Origin of the sequence: Microbacterium keratanolyticum, assembly GCF_016907255.1 — a bacterium.
Taxonomy (GTDB): Bacteria; Actinomycetota; Actinomycetes; order Actinomycetales; family Microbacteriaceae; genus Microbacterium; species Microbacterium keratanolyticum.
Genome location: NZ_JAFBBQ010000001.1, coordinates 185,049 through 203,662 on the forward strand (window position 1 = coordinate 185,049; position 18,614 = coordinate 203,662).

The following is an 18,614-nucleotide window of genomic DNA, read 5'->3' on the forward strand; positions in this document are numbered from 1 at the left end:
AGTTGCGCATATCTCCGGAGGTCGGAAGGCTGGAGGCGCACGCGACCGAGGAGAGAGTTATGCCTGCCCCTACCCCACCCACTGGCCTGCGCGACGAGGTGCGCGCTATCCGCGACGCCGGTCGCACGAGTGTGCTCGTGATCGGCGCAGGAATCAACGGCATCTCCACGTTCCGAGAGCTCGCCCTGCAGGGCGTCGACGTGGTGCTCGTCGAGCGCGACGACTTCGCATCGGGAGCCTCCGCGGCATCCAGCCACATGATTCACGGCGGCATCCGCTACCTCGAGAACGGTGAGTTCCGTCTCGTGAAGGAATCCGTGCAGGAACGCAACGGCCTGCTCAAGATCGCGCCGCATTACGTCAAGCCGCTGCAGACCACGATCCCGATCTACTCCACGTTCTCCGGCATCCTGTCGGCCCCGCTGCGGTTCCTCCGGCACGGCGGAGGCAAGCCCAAGGAACGCGGCGCGTTCCTGATCAAGGTCGGCCTGACGATCTACGACACCTTCTCGCGCGACGGCGGCAGCGTCCCGCGCCACCGCTTCCTCGGCCGCCGCAAGTCGCTCGCCGAGCTGCCCGCGCTCGACCCGGCGATCAAGTACACCGCGACCTACTATGACGCGTCGATGCACGACCCTGAGCGACTCGCACTCGACGTTCTCCAGGACGGACGCGCCACGCACCCCGGCGCGCTCGCGGTGAACTACGTCGAGGCCGTGAGCCGCGACGGACGCACGGTGACCCTGCACGACCGCGAGTCCGGCGAGACGTTCTCGATCACCGCCGACGTGGTGGTGAACACCTCCGGCCCGTGGACAGACCTCACCAATGCCGCCCTGGGCACCCAGACACGGTTCATGGGCGGCACGAAGGGCTCGCACATCGTGCTCGACCACCCCGAGCTACTCGCCGCGACGCGCGGGCGGGAGATCTTCTTCGAGCACAGCGACGGTCGGATCGTGCTGATCTACCCGCTCAAGAACCGGGTGCTCGTGGGCACCACGGATATCGACGCGGACCCCCGCGAGCCTGCGATCTGCACGGAGGAGGAGGTCGACTACTTCTTCGCACTCATCCGGCATGTCTTCCCTGCGATCCCCGTTTCGCGGGAGCAGATCGTCTACCGCTTCTCCGGCATCCGCCCGCTTCCTCGACACGAGGACACCGCACCCGGCTTCGTATCCCGTGACTATCGGATCGAGGTCGATGAAACCGGTGAAGCACCGCTCGTGAGTCTCGTCGGTGGCAAGTGGACGACCTTCCGCGCGCTTGGCGAGTCCCTCTCGGATGTCGTCCTGGACCTCATCGGCCGCACCCGCACGGTATCGACCGCCGGTCGCGCGATCGGCGGCGGACGGGACTACCCGCGCACCGCATCCGCGCGCGCCACCTGGATCGCAGCGAACCTTCCCGGAGCAGGTGGTCGGGCCGAACAGCTGCTCGCCCGCTACGGCACCCGGGCCGCCGAGGTCTGGCGCATCGTCTCCGAGGACACCGATGAGCCGCTCGCCGGCGGTGTGGTGTCCACGCGGGAACTGGCATGGATGGTCGACAATGAGATGGTGACGCGACTCGCCGATGTCGTCTTCCGCCGCACGAACCTCGCGTTCACCGGGCATGCGGATGCCTCGGCGCTGACGGAACTGGCCGACGCACTCGCACCGCTGCTCGGCTGGGACTCCGTGCGCCGCGATCACGAGATCGAGGACACGCTGCGCCTGCTGGCGACGCAGCACGGGTATCAGGCCGCCGGGCGCGCACACGCGTAGCAGGCAGCCCCGTCTCTGCCCTCTTCAACGGTGAACCAAGGAGCGCTCATGGCCGACTACATCCTCGCGATCGACCAGGGAACGACGTCGACCCGCGCGATCATCTTCGACCGATCGGGCGCGCGCGTCGCGACCGGCCAGAAGGAGCACGAACAGATCCTGCCGCAGGCCGGCTGGGTCGAGCACGACGCGACCGAGATCTGGTCGAACACCCAGGAGGTGATCGGGCTCGCACTCTCGCGTGCGCATCTCACCCGACACGACATCGCCGGAATCGGCATCACGAACCAGCGCGAGACCACCGTCGTCTGGGACCGTCACACCGGCGTCCCCGTGTACAACGCGATCGTCTGGCAGGACACCCGAACCCAGGCGATCGTCGATCGACTGGCCGCGGATGGTGGAACCGACCGGTTCACCCCGATCGTCGGGCTTCCGCTCGCCACGTACTTCTCCGGGACGAAGATCACCTGGATCCTCGAGAACGTCGATGGTGCACGCGAGAAAGCCGACGCGGGCGATCTGCTCTTCGGCACCACAGACTGCTGGGTGCTCTGGAACCTCACCGGCGGCGCCGACGGCGGCGTGCACGTCACGGACGTCACCAACGCGTCGCGCACGATGTTCATGGATCTCAAGACGCTGGAGTGGCGCGACGACATCCTCGACGTCTTCGGTGTCCCGCGGAGCATGATGCCGGAGATCCGCTCATCGTCAGAGGTGTACGGCACCGCTGAGAGCAGCTCGCTTCTGCGCGAGACCCCGATCGCGGGCATCCTCGGCGATCAGCAGGCCGCGACGTTCGGTCAGGCTGCCTTCGCGGCCGGCGAGAGCAAGAACACCTACGGCACCGGCTGCTTCCTGATCTTCAACACCGGCGAGGAGATCGTTCACTCCGAGAACGGGCTGCTGACGACGGTCGGCTACAAGCTCGGTGACGCTCCTGCGCACTACGCCCTGGAAGGCTCCATCGCCGTCACCGGGTCGCTCATCCAGTGGCTGCGCGACCAGCTGGGCATCATCCAGACCGCTCCCGAGGTCGAGGAACTGGCTCGGCAGGTGGAAGACAACGGCGGCGTCTACATCGTCCCTGCCTTCTCTGGCCTGTTCGCCCCCTACTGGAGGTCGGATGCACGCGGGGCGATCGTCGGGCTCACCCGCTTCGCGAACAAGAGCCATATCGCGCGTGCCGCTCTCGAGGCCGTCGCGTTCCAGACACGCGATGTACTCGACGCCGTCAACGCGGATGCCGGCGTCGATCTGAGCGAGCTGAAGGTCGACGGCGGGATGGTCGCGAACGACGAGCTCATGCAGTTCCAGGCCGACATGCTCGGTGTTCCGGTCGTGCGGCCGGTCGTCGCGGAGACGACAGCGCTCGGCGCGGCGTACGCGGCGGGCCTCGCGGTCGGATTCTGGCGCGACCTCGACGAGCTGTCCGCCAATTGGCAGGAAGACCGTCGCTGGGAGCCCCAGATGAATGCTGCCGAGCGTGACCGTCAGCTGCGCCTGTGGCGTAAGGCCGTCACGAAGTCGATGGACTGGGTCGACGAGGACGTCCGGTAGGTCTCACTCCTCGTCGAGCACGGCCAGAAAGGCTTGCGTCACCGTGCGGGCCGCAAGTTCTGGCCAGACCACGTACTCGATCCGCACAGGGCCATCGCTGACCGGAACCGTCACGACGCCGGGCACCTTCGTCGCCACCGCATCTGCGACGAGGGACACGGCGAGACCCGCGGCGACCAGTCCGAGCAGATGCTGCGCACTGTCCATCTCGAAGGCCACGTCTCGGGGCAGCTCGGCGGCCGCGAAGGCGGCATCGCTCTGCGCTCTCCCCGACGTTCCCGCGGGGAAGTCGGCGAACACCGCATCCCTCAGATCCGAGAGTGCGAGCTGTGCGCGAGTCGCGAGCGGGTGACCGGAGGGCAGCGCCGCGACCAGACGCTCCCGCCGCAACAGCCGCGAGGCGACACCTAGGGGCTCCACGTGCTCCCGAAGGCCCAGGAGTCCGACATCCAGGTCGCCCTGCCGCACGGCGCGGCTGATCTCGTCGCTGTTGCCCACCTGGAGCTGCACGCGGGCGTGCGGATGCGCATCACGGAAACGCACGAGCACCCGTGGCACGTCCACAGCCACCACGGTCGGAATGACGCCGAGGCGAAGTGTTCCCGTCACACGTCCGGCGACGGCCGTCGCATCCTCCACCGCTTTCTCCGCGGCCGCCAGCGCCACGCGTGCCGACGCGACGAACGCCTCCCCGGACTCCGTGAGGCGCACGCTTCTGCTCGTCCGCGCGAAGAGCCGTTCGCCGATCGTCCGCTCGAGTGCCGCGATCTGGTGGCTGAGCGCCGACTGCGTGACGTGACAGCGTTCGGCGGCTCGAGTGAAACTCCCGGTCTCCGCGACCTCGACGACGTATCTCATCTGCTGCAGTTCCACGGATACATGATCTCTCCTCATGAAAGAGATGACAACAATGCGTTGTACTCATCGCCAATCGACAGCGAGGCTGAACATATGAACCGCGCCTCCACGATCGCTCTCACCGCGCTCGCCCCGATCACCTGGGGCACCACGTACCTTGTGACCACGGAGATGCTTCCAGCGGGACATCCGCTCTTCGCCGCGCTCATCCGTGCACTGCCTGCGGGCCTCATCGCGCTCGCGATCGGCCGCGCACTGCCCCAGGGCACGTGGTGGTTTCGGGCCGGAGTCCTCGGCATCCTGAACATCGGAGCCTTCTTCCCCCTGCTCTTTCTCGCAGCGGAGAGGCTCCCGGGCGGCGCCGCGGCGGCCGTGGCCGGGGTACAGCCCCTGATCCTTCTGCCTCTGGGAGCGCTCGTGCTGCAGGATCGCCCCCGCATCACCGCAGTGATCGCCGCAGCAGCAGGAACGACCGGCGTCGCCCTCATCGTGCTCGGACCGGCCTCACGCCTGGACACGCTCGGCATCGTCGCCGCGATCGCGGGCGTCGGCGCGACGGCTGCAGGCATCATCCTCACGAAGAAATGGGGACGACCTCCGCGCGTCGGTGCGGTCGCCTACGCAGGATGGCAGCTCACGGCAGGAGGATTGTTTCTGCTCCCGCTGACACTAGGGTTGGAGGGTGTGCCGCAGACGATCGATACCCCTGCGGTCGTCGGCTACGTGTGGCTCGCCGCTGTCGGCGGATTCGCCTCGTACACCCTGTGGTTCCGTGGAATCCAGCTGCTCCCGGTCGTGATCCCCGGGCTGCTCGTGCTTCTCTCGCCCATCGTCGCCACCCTGCTGGGCGTCTTCGTCGCGGGTGAGTCGTTCACCATCATTCAGGGCCTGGGGCTGGCACTCGTCGCCGCAGCTCTCATCGCCGGACCGTTCGCGGCGCGGCGGTCATCCGCACACGCGGCGCTGGTCGCCGCACGCCCCTGAGTCAGTTCTTCCCGAAGAGCTTCTGGATCTCGGCGAGGTCGGCCTCAGTCGGCGCCTTGGCTCCGCCGAGACCGAAACCCGAACCGGTCGGCGTGGAGGCCGCCGCGATACCGGAGTTCTCGGCGGCGCGCTTGGCGGGGTTGCCCGAGCGGGATGCACCCTTGCTCTTCGCCCCCTTCTTTCCGCGCTTCGCCGAGGCACCGGGGCGCCCCATTCCGGGCATCGGGCCCATACCGGGGATGTTCGGGGTGCCGCCGCGCGCGACCGTCTTCATCATCTTCGCGGCCTGCTCGAAGCGGGCGACGAGCTGATTGACGTCGGTGACGGTCATGCCCGAACCACGGGCGATGCGCAGACGACGCGAACCGTTGAGAACCTTGGGGTTTCGGCGCTCCCCCGGCGTCATCGAGCGGATGATCGCCTCGGTGCGGTCGATCTCGCGCTCATCGAAGTCGTCGAGCTGCTGCTTCATCTGCCCCATACCCGGGAGCATCCCGAGCATCTTCTTCATGGAGCCCATCTTCTTGAGCTGCTGCATCTGCTCAAGGAAGTCCTCCAGCGTGAAGGTCTCGGTCGCGAGCTTCTCGGCGAGCTTCTCCGCCTCGGCCTCGTCGAAGGCACTCTGCGCCTGCTCGATGAGGGTGAGGATGTCACCGAGGTCGAGGATGCGACTCGCCATGCGGTCGGGGTGGAAGGGCTCGAGGTCGCCGAGGGCTTCACCGGTCGACGCGAAGATGATCGGGCGGCCGGTGACGGATGCGACCGAGAGCGCGGCACCACCGCGCGCGTCGCCGTCGAGCTTCGACAGGACGACGCCCGTGAAGTCGACGCCCTCCTGGAAGGCCTTCGCCGTGTTCACGGCGTCCTGACCGATCATCGCGTCGATGACGAAGAGGACCTCATCGGGCTGCACGGCAGCGCGGATGTCAGCGGCCTGCTTCATGAGCTCGGCGTCGACACCGAGGCGACCGGCGGTGTCGATGATGACGACGTCGTGCTGGTGGCGACGGGCGTGCTCGACGCCGTCGCGGGAGACCTTGACGGGATCGCCGATGCCGTTGCCCGGTTCCGGCGCGTAGATCGTGGCGCCCGCCTGCTCCGCGACGACCTGCAGCTGGTTCACGGCGTTCGGACGCTGGAGGTCAGCGGCGATGAGGAGTGGGGTGTGTCCCTCGCCCTCGAGCTGCTTCGCGAGCTTTCCGGCGAACGTCGTCTTACCGGATCCCTGGAGACCGGCGAGCATGATGACCGTCGGCGGGGTCTTCGAGAACTCCAGACGGCGCTGTTCACCGCCGAGGATCGAGATGAGCTCTTCGTTGACGATCTGCACGACCTGCTGGGCCGGGTTCAGAGCCTTGTTGACCTCATCGCCGAGTGCGCGCTCGCGCACCTTGGCGGTGAAGTCCTTGACGACGGCGAGCGCGACGTCAGCGTCGAGCAGCGCACGACGGATCTCGCGGACGGTGCCGTCGACGTCAGCCGGGGTGAGCTTGCCCTTCGTGCGCAGGTTGCGGAAGGTCTCGGTAAGCCGATCGGAAAGCGTGCCAAAGGTAGCCATGGTGCTTCTGATTCTAGAGGAGCATTCGGCCGGTCACGGAGTCCGGGCTCGGCGCGACGCCATGCTAGCGTGCCTGTGACCACACGGGGGCCCACGCATGGGCTGAGATCGGGCTGACGCGGCCTGCGACCGTCGAACCTGTCCGGGTAATGCCGGCGAAGGAAGTGAGCCTCATATGAGCACGTCTGTTGCGTCCCGTTCTCTGTCTTATGTCGCGGATGTGGAGCACGACATCCGCGTTCCGGTGACGGAGATCTCCCTGGACGATTCGCCCGGCGGCGAGCCCAATGCTCCCGTGCAGGTGTACCGCACGGCTGGCGCCGGAAGCGATCCGCTGGTCGGCCTGCCGCGACTCCGGGCCGAATGGATCGAAGCGCGCGGCGACACCGAGAGCTACGCGGGTCGCGAGCGCACGCTGCTCGACGACGGTCGCGCGGCGGTCCGGCGTGGAAGCGCGTCGGAGGAATGGCTGGGAGAACGCCCCGTGCCGCGGCGTGGCCGAGAGGGCAGGCGTGTCACCCAGATGCACTACGCCCGCCGGGGGCTGATCACTCCCGAGATGCGCTTCGTCGCTCTGCGGGAGGGCTGCGATGTCGAACTCGTGCGCAGCGAGATCGCGGCGGGCCGCGCCATCCTGCCGAACAACATCAACCACCCCGAGTCCGAACCGATGATCATCGGCAAGGCGTTCCTCGTGAAGATCAATGCGAACATCGGCAACTCCGCCGTCACGAGTTCGATCGCAGAAGAGGTCGACAAGCTGCAGTGGGCGACCCAGTGGGGCGCGGACACCGTCATGGATCTCTCGACGGGCGATGACATCCACACAACGCGCGAGTGGATCATCCGCAACTCCCCCGTTCCGATCGGCACGGTGCCGATCTACCAGGCGCTCGAGAAGGTCGACGGCCAGGCGCACAAGCTCACCTGGGAGATCTTCCGCGACACGGTCATCGAGCAGTGCGAGCAGGGCGTCGACTACATGACGATCCACGCCGGTGTTCTGCTGCGCTACGTGCCTCTGACGGCAGATCGCGTCACCGGAATCGTCTCCCGCGGCGGCTCGATCATGGCCGGATGGTGCCTCGCCCATCACCAGGAGAACTTCCTCTACACGCACTTCGATGAGCTGTGCGAGATCTTCGCGCGCTACGACGTCGCCTTCTCGCTCGGCGACGGGCTGCGCCCCGGATCCGTCGCTGACGCGAACGATGCCGCCCAGTTCGCGGAGCTCGACACCCTCGCCGAGCTCACAGCCCGCGCGTGGGAGTACGACGTGCAGGTCATGGTCGAAGGTCCGGGACACGTGCCGTTCCACCTCGTGCGCGAGAACGTCGAGCGTCAGCAGGAGCTCTGCAAAGGCGCTCCCTTCTACACGCTCGGACCGCTGGTCACCGATGTCGCCCCGGGCTACGACCACATCACCTCCGCGATCGGCGCGACGGAGATCGCCCGCTACGGCACCGCGATGCTCTGCTATGTCACCCCGAAGGAGCATCTCGGGCTGCCGAACAAGGACGATGTGAAGACGGGCGTCATCACGTACAAGATCGCCGCCCACGCCGCAGACCTCGCGAAGGGACATCCGGGAGCGCAGGAGCGCGACGACGCGCTCTCCAAGGCGCGCTTCGAGTTCCGCTGGCGCGACCAGTTCGCGCTCTCGCTCGACCCCGACACCGCGGAGGCGTTCCACGACGAGACCCTGCCCGCGGAGCCTGCGAAGACCGCGCACTTCTGCTCGATGTGCGGGCCGAAGTTCTGCTCGATGCGCATCAGTCAGGACATCCGCAAGGAGTTCGGCTCGGCCGCCGATCAGACGACGATCGCCGCCCGCGAGGGGATGCAGGAGAAGAGCCGTGAGTTCCGCGCCACCGGCGCCCAGGTGTATCTCCCGACCCCTGCCGTGCGTTAGCCGCAGCATGGCTGATCCGCGCCGCCGGTAGGACAGCGGCGCGGGTCAGCCCCAGGGAAGATCGTGGATGCTTCTCAGGGCTTCGTCGAACTGGGCTTCCAGCGACGCGTGCCCGGCGCCGCGCTCTGCCCAGACCCGCAGCGAGGAGAGGACGGCCGCTGCGATCGCGGCTCCGAGAATGTCAGAGCGAATCGCTCCGATGCCCGAGGTGCGCGCGGCGGCCGAGACGGCCGAGGCGATGCGCGCGTGGCGCAGGCCGGTGTCACGCAGCAGCTCGTCTTCCAGCCCCATGGCGGCCGCATTGCCGAGCGCGAGGGTCAGCGGATCAGGGGCGAGATCGGTGAGCACCGGTTCCAGTGCGGCACGGACACGCGGACCGTCTGCATCCGCCCCCAACGCATTCAGAGCGGCCAATGCGACGTCGATGCGGGCATCGAGACCCGACCACAGCACATCGCTCTTGCTGGCGAAGTAGTTGAAGAAGCTGGAGCGGCTGACGCCGGCCCGCTGCGTGATGTCGGCGACGGAGGTTGCGTCGTAACCCTGCTCCAGAAAGAGCTCACAGGCTGCCTCGGCCAGCGTCTCGCGTGAGGACGCGCGGGGTCGCCCCGTTCGTGCGTTCGTCATACCGCTAACGTACTGCGCCTGCGTCGACATCCACCTGCGCAGATGTATTCTTAGACGCGGTTCAACAAATCCGGTTCTAAGGAGCGCGCATGCTCGACATCGTCACCGCGGGCCTGGCCCCGCATTTCGTGCCGTACCTCGACGGGTGGGCCCTGCAGCGAGATGTGCACGCGCAGGTCGTCGCCGGAACCCGGCCTGACACCCTTCTCCTCCTCGAGCACGACGCCGTCTACACCGCAGGCAAGCGCACCGAGTCGCACGAGCGTCCGCAGGACGGCACACCGGTGGTCGACGTCGACCGTGGCGGAAAGATCACCTGGCATGGCCCGGGTCAGCTCGTGGGCTACCCGATCGTGCGGCTGCCTGAACCCGTCGATGTGGTCGCGCACGTGCGGCGCCTGGAGCGGATCCTCATCGACATCCTTGCTCCGCTCGGCGTCGATGGCTACCAGGTCGACGGGCGCAGCGGCGTATGGGTGCGCCGGCCGCTCTCCGAAGACAAGGTCGCAGCGATCGGCGTGCGCGTGCAGCGCGGTGTCACGATGCACGGCTTCGCTCTGAACTGCAACAACACCCTCGCCGGGTTCCGCGGGATCATCCCGTGCGGCATCACGGATGCCGGGGTCACCACGATCAGCGAGATCATCGGGGCAGACCTCGCACCTGCAGATATCGCAGATGCGGTGTCGTCGGCCTTCGCGACCGCCTACGCGACGGAGGCGGCAGCATGAGCGGATGCGGCACCCCTGTGGCATCCGGATCCTCCCCCGCCACGGCACCCAACGGACGCAAGCTTCTTCGACTGGAGATCCGCAACGCCGAGACACCGATCGAGCGCAAGCCCGAATGGATTCGAACGAAGGCGAAGATGGGCCCCGAGTACACGGCGCTGCACTCGCTCGTGAAAGACGAGGGCCTCCACACGGTCTGTCAGGAAGCCGGCTGCCCCAACATCTACGAATGCTGGGAAGACCGCGAGGCCACGTTCCTCATCGGCGGCTCCCAGTGCACGCGCCGCTGCGACTTCTGCCAGATCGACACCGGCAAGCCCGCAGACTATGACACCGACGAGCCGCGCCGCGTCGCCGAGAGTGTGACCCGCATGGGTCTGAGGTACGCCACGGTCACCTGTGTCGCGCGCGACGATCTTCCCGACGGCGGTGCCTGGCTGAACGCCGAGACCGTGCGCCAGATCCACGCACAGAACCCGAACACGGGTGTCGAACTGCTCGCCACCGACTTCAACGGGGATCCCACCCTGCTTGACGTCGTCTTCGAGGCGCGACCTGAGGTGTTCGCGCACAACGTCGAGACCGTTCCCCGGGTGTTCAAGCGCATCCGCCCGGCGTTCCGATACGAGCGCTCACTCGACGTGATCACTCAGGCGCGCAACGTGGGCCTCATCACGAAGTCGAACCTGATCCTCGGCATGGGCGAGGAGCCGGAAGAGGTGGTGCAGGCGCTGAATGATCTGCATGACGCCGGATGCGACATCATCACGATCACGCAGTATCTGCGGCCCTCGCCGCGGCATCTGCCGGTCCAGCGCTGGGTCAAGCCTGCGGAGTTCGTCGAGTTCAAGGAGGAGGCCGAGCGGATCGGCTTCCTTGGCGTGCTCGCCGGTCCGCTCGTGCGCTCCTCCTACCGTGCTGGCCGACTCTGGGCCCAGTCGATGGCGTCGAAGGGCAGGGAGATCCCGGCCCACCTCGCCCACATCGCCGAGGGCGCCGAACAGGGATTCGCTCAGGCTGTCTGAGCTGGCTCCGTCGTCGCGGGGAACGGATCCGCACGAAGAAGCCTGGCAAGATGCGAGGCGTTCGCGGCGGCGGCCGCACACGCGATGCGCACCTTGTCCGGGGTCGTATCGAGGTCGATGAAGTCGGTGCCTGACATCGCCTCGCCGTTCCAGTACACACCGCCCTGCGCGGGGACGACGAAACCGACGTCGGAGAGCGCCTGGGCGATGATCCCCACGATGTGATGCGCGCCGTCCTCGTTGCCCACCACCACCGGAATCACAATCCGGTCATAGAGAGACGGACGGCCCTCGGCGTCCGTCTCGGAGAGCTCTGCGTCCAGCCGTTCGATGACGCGCTGTGCGACGCTCGAATGCTGGCCCACCCAGGTGGGCGTCGCAAGGATGAGGATCTGCGACTCCAGCACGCGCTTCAGGATCTCCGGCCATTGATCGCCGTTTCCCATGTCGCGCTCGACACCGGGATGGATGGAGTGATCCACCACACGTAGCGACTCCACCGTGCAGCCGCGATCGCGGAGTTCTGTCGCGACCACGCCAGCGAGCGCCTCCGTGCTCGACGGCGCCGGTGAGGGTTTGAGGGTGCAGTTCAGGATCAGCGCGCGCAGGTTCTCCGTCATCACTTCTCCTTCGCGTCATTGATCGACCCGCGCCATTCGCCGCTCGCTGTGCCGCGCCGCTCCATGAGCTCTTTGAACCGGGCCAGGTCGTGCTCCGCAGCGCGCTCATCGATATTCAGGGCAGCGCCGACCTTCTCGACGAACCCCTCGGGAACCCACCCCATCGTCAAGGAGACGCGTGTGCCGTCCGGCACGGCCTCGAACTCCACCTCGCCGGTGTGCGTGCGCTCCCCCAGGCTCTGCCACCGAATCCGCGAATCCGGGATCTGCTCCGTGATCTCTGCATCGAACTCGTGTTCCACGCCTCCGATCTCCACACGCCAGCGCGTGCTCGCATCGCTCTTCTGCTCGATGTGCTTGACCGTCGACATGAATGTCGGAAACTCCTCGAACTGCGTCCACTGGTCGTAGACCTCACGCAGCGGAGCATGGACCACCGTCGTCGCCGTCACTTTCGAGATCATCTTCTTCTCCTGTTCCTCGTCGAGCGACCGACGCTACGCGCGGTCCTTCCGGCACACACCGGGGTTGCGCATCGACGCACACCGACCTACCCTGACCGACCCACGGTGCACAGCAACTGCCGAGGCGCCGGCGATAGACTCGAGCGAAGGATCTCGGCGGGACGACCCGCCGTCAGGACCACGTGCAGGGACGACCCCGCAGAACAGGCACTCGTTCGTGAACACCTCTCTTCGGAGCATCCTGACACCCGGCGTGATCGTCCGCCTTGCCCTCGGCTGGGGTGCCTTCGCCGCCCTGCTGCTCGCACAGCCGCTCCTCGCGGGGCCTCTCCCGGGCCCGGCGCTCGTCGTCGCGCTCGTCGCGATCGTCGCCATCATCGTGGTCTGCGCCTTCGGCGTCGTCACGGAGGCGGAGCACCTGGCTCACCGGCTCGGCGATCCCTACGGAACCCTCGTCCTGACGCTGTCGATCGCGCTCATCGAGGTCATCCTCATCTCCGCCGTCATGCTCGGCCCGGGCGAGCACGCCACGATCGCGCGCGACTCCGTCATGGCCGTGTCGATGATCATCCTGAACCTCGTGATCGGTGTCGCACTGCTCATCGGCGGGCTGCGCCACCGCGACCTGCGAGCCAACAGCACGGGGGTCTCGACCTACCTCGCGATGCTCGTCGTGCTTGCGATGCTCGCCTTCGCCCTTCCCGGCCTCATCGGCGAGGGCGACGCCTACACGATCGGCCAGGCGATCCCGATCATCGTCGCGACCGTCGTGCTCTATGTGTTCTTCCTCGTCCGTCAGATGGGAGCGCAGAAGTCCGACTTCCAGGAGATCTCATCGCGGTCGGATCGCCTCGTCGCGCCCGAACGCGTGGTGCGACCGTCCGTCACCCACGTGATCGCCGAGCACCGCGTGGAGCTGCTGGCGCGCATCGTCGTCCTCGTGCTGACCGTCGTTCCCATCGTGCTGCTCTCGCACGACATGGCCGTCCTGCTCGATGACGGTCTCCACCGCATCTCCGCACCCGTCGCCCTCTCGGGGATCCTCATCGCCATGATCGTGTTCCTTCCCGAGACGCTCACGGCAATCCGTGCCGCCCTCGCCGGCGAAGCCCAGCGGGTGAGCAACCTCTGCCACGGCGCTCTCGTCTCCACCGTCGGACTGACGATTCCGGCGGTGCTCACGATCGGCCTCCTCACCGGACAGCAGGTCGTGCTGGCCGAGAACCCCACGAACCTCGTGCTTCTCGGCGTCACGTTGCTGCTGACGCTGGCGACGTTCAGCGGCACGCGCGTGACAGCCCTGCACGGCGCGGCGCACCTCACCGTCTTCTTCGTCTACGCGCTCACGGTCTTCGCATGACGCAACCTGGCCGGGGTCCGAGCGTGACGCGAGGATCCCGGCGAGCAGCGCAGAAATGAGGCAGGTGGGCTAGTCGGCGCTCATCACCGAGAGCACCGTCGCGTCCGAACCGAAGTTCACGAGCAGCACGTCTTCGGTCTCGTCGCCGTCCAGTGCGTACTCCAGCACCGCGAACGGCTCCGATCCGCCATGCTCATCGGCGAGGATCGTCATGCTCATGAGACGAAGCGAGCGGATGATGTCGACGGCCGCGTCACCGCTGACGTCGACCAGCAGGTCGACGAGTTCGTCACCGTGCGTCTCCTGCTGCTGCAGCACGTACTCAGTGACCTCACTGGTACGGTCATCGACCTCGGCGAGCATCGCACGACGCGCGACGGCGTCGATATTCTCCAACCCGGCGATCAGGCCTGCTGCGATGTCGAGGGCATCCTGAGACACGTCGTCCTGGTCGGGCGCCGTCAGGTCGACGGTGACCGCCTGGTCGCCGAACTCCACCGTCTCAGACCAGAAGATCGATCCGTCTGGACCTGATGACAGCAGTCCGAAGAAGTCATGCTCGATTGCCATACCGCTATGAAACCAGTCTCTCTCGCATCTGGGTAGCCCAGCGTGGATCAGTCGACGAGCGCCGACACGAAAACGTGCGGCGTGAAGCCGGTGAGATCGTCGATGCCCTCGCCCTGGCCGAGGAGCTTGACCGGGATGCCCGTGCGCTCCTGCACGGCAAGGACGAATCCGCCCTTCGCGGATCCGTCGAGCTTCGTCAGCACGAGACCCGTGACGCCTGCGTGCTGAAGGAACGCCTCAGCCTGCATGACACCGTTCTGACCGGTCGTGGCATCCAGCACGAGCAGCACTTCGCTGATCGGCGCCTGCTTCTCGATCACGCGGCGGATCTTCGTGAGCTCATCCATGAGCCCGCCCTTGGTGTGCAGGCGACCGGCGGTGTCGACGATCGCGATCTCCGTGCCGTTGCGCTGCGCGAACTCGATCGTCTGAAAGGCCACAGACGCCGGATCCTGCCCCTGCTGCTGCGGTCGTACGATATCGGCGCCGCCGCGCTCTGCCCAGGTGGCGAGCTGATCGACAGCGGCGGCGCGGAACGTGTCGGCCGCGCCCACGACGACGGTGCGCCCGTATCCACGAAGGAACTTGGTGAACTTGCCGATCGTCGTCGTCTTGCCCACTCCGTTGACGCCGACGACGAGCACGACAGCGGGTCGCTCAGTGAGCTTCAGGGTCGTGTCGAACTTGGCGAAGTGCTCTTCGAGGGTCTCGCGCAGCATCCGCTGGAGATCCTTGGGATCGGTCGTGCGGTACCGCTCCACCTTCTCGTGCAGCTCGTCGAGGATGCGCTCGGTGATCTCCGGCCCGAAGTCGGCCGTCAGCAGCGCCGCCTCCAGGTCCTCCCACGTCGTCTCGTCGATCGTGGGTTTGACGAACATGCCGCGCAGCGCGCGACCGAGGGACCAAGACTTCTCCGCCATGGCTCCAGCCTAGGCGGTCAGCCCGATCGTTCAGCCCACCGTGGCGCGGTCTCCGACCCGCTGACCCACCACGGCGGAGACGCCATCCTGTCGCATGGAGACACCGTAGAGCGCATCGGCGATCTCCATCGTCCGCTTCTGATGGGTGATGACGAGCAGCTGCGAACTCTCCCGGAGCTGCTCGAACACGGTGAGCAGGCGTCCGAGGTTCGCGTCGTCAAGCGCCGCCTCGACCTCATCGAGGATGTAGAACGGGCTCGGTCGGGCCTTGAAGATCGCCACAAGAAGTGCGACCGCGGCGAGCGAGCGCTCACCACCGGACAGCAGTGAGAGCCGCTCGATCTTCTTCCCGACCGGCCGCACCGACACTTCGATGCCCGTCGTCAGCATGTTCTCCGGATCAGTCAGCGAGATGCTGCCGGATCCGCCCGGGAACAGCAGGGGGAAAACCTCGCCGAATGCGGTGCGGGTGTCTTCGAACGCTGCAGCGAAGATCGTCTCCATGCGCTCGTCGAGGTCGGCGATGATCGTGAGCAGGTCCTCGCGCGTCTGCGTGAGGTCCGCAAGCTGCTCGGTCAGGAAGGCATGACGCTGTTCCAGAGCCGCGAACTCCTCCAGAGCCAGCGGATTCACGCGTCCGAGCTGCGCGAGCTTGCGCTCGGCCTCTTTGAGGCGGCGCTCCTGCATCCGGCGGTCGAAGGGGATCGCCGCGTCCTCAGTCTCGTCGTCGTCCGCCGGATCACGGGGAACAAGCTGGTCCGGCCCATATTCCGAAATGAGAATGTCTTCGTCGAGAGCGAGCTCGGATGCCACGCGCTCCAGCAGACTCGTGAGGTGGAGCTTCTTCTCATGAATCTGCAGCTCGAGACCGTGGACGCTCTCGGTCAAACCGGAGAGACGTTCCCGAATGGCACTCTCCTGTCGCCGCAGACCGATCAGCTCCTCGTTCTGCGCCGACCGCTCTGCTTCGGCGGCGCTCAACGCGATGCGCGCCTCACTGACGGAGCGATCGACGGAATCGAGCACGCGCGGCAGCTCTTCGGCAACCGCCGCCGCAACCTCGCGCTGCGCACGTCGCACGACCGCGCGACGTGCCGCCTCGGCCGCCGCTTCCCGCTCGCGCTCCCGCTGGCGCTCCATCGTCCCGACTCGGTTCTGCGCGGAACGCACCCGCTCGCGCAGGGTCTCGATGTCCAGTCGTGCACGCATCTCAGCCTCGCGGGCCTGCTCCAGCGCCTCCAGCATCCCCTCACGAGCGGATGCGTCGAGCTGAGGGCGCGGGGTGGCTTCCGCCTCCTCGAGAGCTGCCTTCGTCTGCGCCGCGGTCGCTTCGGCCTCCGCAACGGACGCCTGCGCCTGCGCGAGTCCCGTCTCCAGGCGTTCGCATTCGGCGACCGACGACTCGTGCTGGACGATCACACGATTGAGCTGCTCCGCGTGAGCGGCCAGAGCCGCATCGTGTTCGCGAAGCGTCCGCAGCGCATCCGCCGACGACGCGCGTGCGCGGTCGAGCGCCTCGCGCGCATCGGCACGGGCATCGCGGAGCGCATCGATGATCACGTTGACCTCGGCGAGGCGATCCTGGGCGGCGTCACGCTCGGCGGCCAGCTCAAGCCGTGAGCGTTCACCGCCGGCACCCGAGTGAAGGGTGTATTCGGTCAGGACCTCGCCAGCACGCGTCACGATCGTCGTGAGCGCCGCCTCGTCGTCGGATGCCGCCGCATGAGCGGTCCGCGCCGCATCGAGGTCGTCGGCGATGAGGACGTGCGAGAGGATGCCGAGCACGCCGTCCGGCGCCGTGACTACCTCGTGTGCGGCGATCGTGCCCTCCACCGGCGTACGGCGGTCGCGAACGCGCGCGTTCGCGACGACGATCTCGAAGGATCCGTGTCCGTCCCGGCTCGTATCCGCTGCGAGAGCGAAGGCGTCATCCACGTGCTCGACGAGCACGCCCTCCGCGAGCGATCCGAGCACTGCGGCGATCGCTGCCTCGTAGCCGGCACGCACCTGCACCGCATCACCCACGAGCCCGCGCACGCCGGCGCGGCCGCTCTGTGCGATCTCCGCGGCGTCGCCGGAGATCGCGAGTGCGCTGGAGAGCGCGGATGCCTTCGCTGTCAGCGCCTCCGCCTCGCGTTCCGCTGCATGCAGTCGCTCCCGGATGCCCTCCTGCTCCGCCTCCATGGCGACGACCTGTGCCTGAGCACGCTCATACGCCTCGGCATGTTCGGCGGCGGTGCCCTGCGGCGCTTCGCCGTCTTCGATGAGCTCGCGGGCCTCCGCGGCCTCGCGGCGTCTCGTGTGGGCAGCCTCGAGAGCGTTCTCCTGTCGCAGCACGGCGCCGCGCACCGCCGCAAGAGCGGATGCTGCGGCGTCTGCCGTTCCTCGCAGGGTGTTGATGCGCATGTCGTGCGCCGAGACGAGGGCGCTCTGCTCCGCGATGTCGACGTCGAGCGCATCGAGCTCCGCGCGAGCCCGCTGCACCTCGCGTGTCGCGTCCTCCGCCGCATCCTGGGCGTCGCCGAGTCCCGATGAGATGGCGGTGATCTCGTCCTTGGCCTCATCGATCATCGACTGCGTGACGGTCACAGCCGCGACGGCGGCATCGTCCTCCTCGCTGCCGAGCAGCGCGAGGCGCTGGTTCGCGAGCGTGTAGAGCCCGCGCATCCGCTCCTGCACCTGCTCCAGACCGAAGGCGACACGTCGTGCCTCATCGACGGCCGCAGAGCTCTGCGACTGCTCGATGCGGGCGATGTTCGCACGCATCTGGTCGGATTGCTCGGTGAGCACGAGGCGCTCGGCATGCCGCGCCTGCTCGGTACGCGTGTGATCAGCCAGCGCTGTGCGCAGGGCGACGACGTCATCCGCGAAGATCCGCGCTTTGGCGTCGCGCACGACCGCGGCGATGGTCTGCGCCTCCCGCGCGATCTCCGCCTGGCGGCCGAGCGGTTTGAGCTGGCGACGGATCTCCCCGGCCAGATCGCTGAGTCGCGTCAGATTGGCCTGCATCGCATCGAGCTTGCGGAGCGTCTTCTCTTTGCGGCGTCGGTGCTTGAGGATCCCCGCCGCCTCTTCGATGAAGCCACGCCGATCTTCGGGGGACGCCTGCAGAACCGTATCCAGCCGCCCCTGCCCCACGATGACGTGCATCTCCCGACCCAGGCCCGAATCGCTCAGCAGCTCCTGCACATCCAGCAGGCGGCATCCCTCGCCGTTGATCGCGTACTCGCTCGATCCGTTGCGGAACAGTGTGCGGCTGATCGTCACCTCGGCGAACTCGATCGGCAGTGCGCCGTCGCTGTTGTCGATCGTGAGCTGCACTTCGGCGCGGCCCAGGGGTCCGCGCGTCGAAGTGCCGGCGAAGATGACATCCTCCATCTTTCCGCCGCGGAGCGTCTTCGCCCCCTGCTCCCCCATGACCCAGGCCAGAGCATCGACGACGTTCGACTTACCCGATCCGTTCGGGCCCACGATGCAGGTGACGCCGGGCTCGAAGGCGAAGGTCGTCGGCTGTGCGAACGACTTGAAGCCCTTCAGCGTCAGGCTCTTCAGGTGCACGCGGGCGCCTGTCGTCGGGGTAAGATCACGCCCTCACGCTACCGGACACGCCGGATGAGACCCACCGGAAACGCTCGAATCTGCGCGAACTTCAA

The 18,614-nt window shown here is 67.2% G+C and carries 15 protein-coding genes and 1 riboswitch; of the genes, 7 read left to right on the forward strand and 8 right to left on the reverse strand.

Annotation, left to right across the window (positions count from 1 at the left end; genetic code table 11):
- Positions 1 to 59 precede the first annotated feature (59 nt).
- Together JOD62_RS00935 and glpK are read left to right on the forward strand one after the other, a co-directional pair.
- On the forward strand, positions 60 to 1,769 hold the full coding sequence (locus tag JOD62_RS00935; RefSeq protein ID WP_204937470.1) for a glycerol-3-phosphate dehydrogenase/oxidase: 1,710 nt from the start codon (positions 60 to 62) through the stop codon (positions 1,767 to 1,769).
- Positions 1,770 to 1,817: 48 nt separating this feature from the next.
- Positions 1,818 to 3,332 (forward strand): glycerol kinase GlpK, encoded by a 1,515-nt coding sequence (gene glpK, locus JOD62_RS00940; protein WP_204937471.1) that lies wholly within the window; start codon positions 1,818 to 1,820, stop codon positions 3,330 to 3,332.
- Between the two features lie 3 nt (positions 3,333 to 3,335).
- On the opposite strand, the gene JOD62_RS00945 is transcribed toward glpK, so the two are convergent.
- The gene (locus tag JOD62_RS00945; protein WP_204937472.1) at positions 3,336 to 4,205 is read right to left on the reverse strand and encodes a LysR family transcriptional regulator; all 870 of its coding nucleotides are present in this window, start codon (positions 4,203 to 4,205) and stop codon (positions 3,336 to 3,338) included.
- Between the two features lie 78 nt (positions 4,206 to 4,283).
- Here JOD62_RS00945 and JOD62_RS00950 point away from each other — a divergent pair, with 78 nt between their 5' ends.
- Positions 4,284 to 5,174 carry an EamA family transporter gene (locus tag JOD62_RS00950; RefSeq protein WP_204937473.1) on the forward strand — a complete coding sequence of 297 codons (891 nt, stop codon included), beginning with the start codon at positions 4,284 to 4,286 and terminating at the stop codon, positions 5,172 to 5,174.
- Position 5,175: 1 nt separating this feature from the next.
- Here the strand turns inward: JOD62_RS00950 and ffh are convergent, their stop codons facing one another.
- Positions 5,176 to 6,732, reverse strand: a complete 1,557-nt coding sequence (gene ffh, locus JOD62_RS00955; RefSeq protein ID WP_204937474.1) for a signal recognition particle protein — start codon at positions 6,730 to 6,732, stop codon at positions 5,176 to 5,178.
- Positions 6,733 to 6,805: 73 nt separating this feature from the next.
- Positions 6,806 to 6,913, forward strand: a riboswitch (TPP riboswitch).
- On the opposite strand from ffh, the gene thiC reads away from it, so the two are divergent.
- Positions 6,908 to 8,644: a phosphomethylpyrimidine synthase ThiC gene (thiC, locus tag JOD62_RS00960; RefSeq protein ID WP_204937475.1), complete on the forward strand. Its 1,737-nt coding sequence runs from the start codon at positions 6,908 to 6,910 to the stop codon at positions 8,642 to 8,644. (Overlaps the previous riboswitch by 6 nt.)
- A 45-nt stretch (positions 8,645 to 8,689) precedes the next feature.
- On the opposite strand, the gene JOD62_RS00965 is transcribed toward thiC, so the two are convergent.
- Entirely contained in the window at positions 8,690 to 9,271 is a 582-nt protein-coding gene (locus tag JOD62_RS00965; RefSeq protein WP_204937476.1) for a TetR/AcrR family transcriptional regulator, read from the reverse strand.
- A gap of 89 nt (positions 9,272 to 9,360) precedes the next feature.
- Between JOD62_RS00965 and lipB the strand changes: the two genes are divergently transcribed.
- A complete protein-coding gene (lipB, locus tag JOD62_RS00970) occupies positions 9,361 to 10,002 on the forward strand; it encodes a lipoyl(octanoyl) transferase LipB (RefSeq protein WP_204937477.1) in 642 nt (213 codons plus the stop codon).
- Positions 9,999 to 11,027, forward strand: coding sequence for a lipoyl synthase (lipA, locus tag JOD62_RS00975; protein WP_204937478.1), 1,029 nt, complete (start codon positions 9,999 to 10,001; stop codon positions 11,025 to 11,027). Before lipB ends, lipA begins: the two co-directional genes overlap by 4 nt.
- On the opposite strand, the gene JOD62_RS00980 is transcribed toward lipA, so the two are convergent.
- Both JOD62_RS00980 and JOD62_RS00985 read right to left on the reverse strand, forming a co-directional pair.
- The gene (locus JOD62_RS00980) at positions 11,015 to 11,647 is read right to left on the reverse strand and encodes a flavodoxin family protein (protein WP_204937479.1); all 633 of its coding nucleotides are present in this window, start codon (positions 11,645 to 11,647) and stop codon (positions 11,015 to 11,017) included. The genes lipA and JOD62_RS00980 overlap by 13 nt on opposite strands.
- Positions 11,647 to 12,111: an SRPBCC family protein gene (locus tag JOD62_RS00985; protein WP_204937480.1), complete on the reverse strand. Its 465-nt coding sequence runs from the start codon at positions 12,109 to 12,111 to the stop codon at positions 11,647 to 11,649. The genes JOD62_RS00980 and JOD62_RS00985 overlap by 1 nt, the downstream gene beginning before the upstream one ends.
- A 217-nt stretch (positions 12,112 to 12,328) precedes the next feature.
- On the opposite strand from JOD62_RS00985, the gene JOD62_RS00990 reads away from it, so the two are divergent.
- Positions 12,329 to 13,471 (forward strand): calcium:cation antiporter, encoded by a 1,143-nt coding sequence (locus tag JOD62_RS00990; protein ID WP_204937481.1) that lies wholly within the window; start codon positions 12,329 to 12,331, stop codon positions 13,469 to 13,471.
- Positions 13,472 to 13,540: 69 nt separating this feature from the next.
- On the opposite strand, the gene JOD62_RS00995 is transcribed toward JOD62_RS00990, so the two are convergent.
- Genes JOD62_RS00995 through smc form a run of 3 tightly spaced genes read right to left on the reverse strand, consistent with a single transcriptional unit; the run spans position 13,541 to position 18,519 of the window.
- Complete coding sequence (locus tag JOD62_RS00995) at positions 13,541 to 14,041, reverse strand: DUF2004 domain-containing protein (RefSeq protein WP_204937482.1); 501 nt, start codon at positions 14,039 to 14,041, stop codon at positions 13,541 to 13,543.
- Positions 14,042 to 14,088: 47 nt separating this feature from the next.
- The gene (gene ftsY / locus JOD62_RS01000; RefSeq protein ID WP_204937483.1) at positions 14,089 to 14,961 is read right to left on the reverse strand and encodes a signal recognition particle-docking protein FtsY; all 873 of its coding nucleotides are present in this window, start codon (positions 14,959 to 14,961) and stop codon (positions 14,089 to 14,091) included.
- Positions 14,962 to 14,991: 30 nt separating this feature from the next.
- Positions 14,992 to 18,519, reverse strand: coding sequence for a chromosome segregation protein SMC (gene smc, locus JOD62_RS01005; protein ID WP_204937484.1), 3,528 nt, complete (start codon positions 18,517 to 18,519; stop codon positions 14,992 to 14,994).
- Positions 18,520 to 18,614 lie beyond the last annotated feature (95 nt).

Bases quoted from the DNA above. Each gene is read 5' to 3' on its own strand.
- JOD62_RS00935 (WP_204937470.1), top strand. From the start codon at position 60: ATGCCTGCCCCTACCCCACCCACTGGCCTGCGCGACGAGGTGCGCGCT.
- glpK (WP_204937471.1), top strand. From the start codon at position 1,818: ATGGCCGACTACATCCTCGCGATCGACCAGGGAACGACGTCGACCCGC.
- JOD62_RS00950 (WP_204937473.1), top strand. From the start codon at position 4,284: ATGAACCGCGCCTCCACGATCGCTCTCACCGCGCTCGCCCCGATCACC.
- ffh (WP_204937474.1), bottom strand. From the start codon at position 6,732: ATGGCTACCTTTGGCACGCTTTCCGATCGGCTTACCGAGACCTTCCGC.
- thiC (WP_204937475.1), top strand. From the start codon at position 6,908: ATGAGCACGTCTGTTGCGTCCCGTTCTCTGTCTTATGTCGCGGATGTG.
- JOD62_RS00965 (WP_204937476.1), bottom strand. From the start codon at position 9,271: ATGACGAACGCACGAACGGGGCGACCCCGCGCGTCCTCACGCGAGACG.
- lipB (WP_204937477.1), top strand. From the start codon at position 9,361: ATGCTCGACATCGTCACCGCGGGCCTGGCCCCGCATTTCGTGCCGTAC.
- lipA (WP_204937478.1), top strand. From the start codon at position 9,999: ATGAGCGGATGCGGCACCCCTGTGGCATCCGGATCCTCCCCCGCCACG.
- JOD62_RS00980 (WP_204937479.1), bottom strand. From the start codon at position 11,647: ATGACGGAGAACCTGCGCGCGCTGATCCTGAACTGCACCCTCAAACCC.
- JOD62_RS00985 (WP_204937480.1), bottom strand. From the start codon at position 12,111: ATGATCTCGAAAGTGACGGCGACGACGGTGGTCCATGCTCCGCTGCGT.
- JOD62_RS00995 (WP_204937482.1), bottom strand. From the start codon at position 14,041: ATGGCAATCGAGCATGACTTCTTCGGACTGCTGTCATCAGGTCCAGAC.
- ftsY (WP_204937483.1), bottom strand. From the start codon at position 14,961: ATGGCGGAGAAGTCTTGGTCCCTCGGTCGCGCGCTGCGCGGCATGTTC.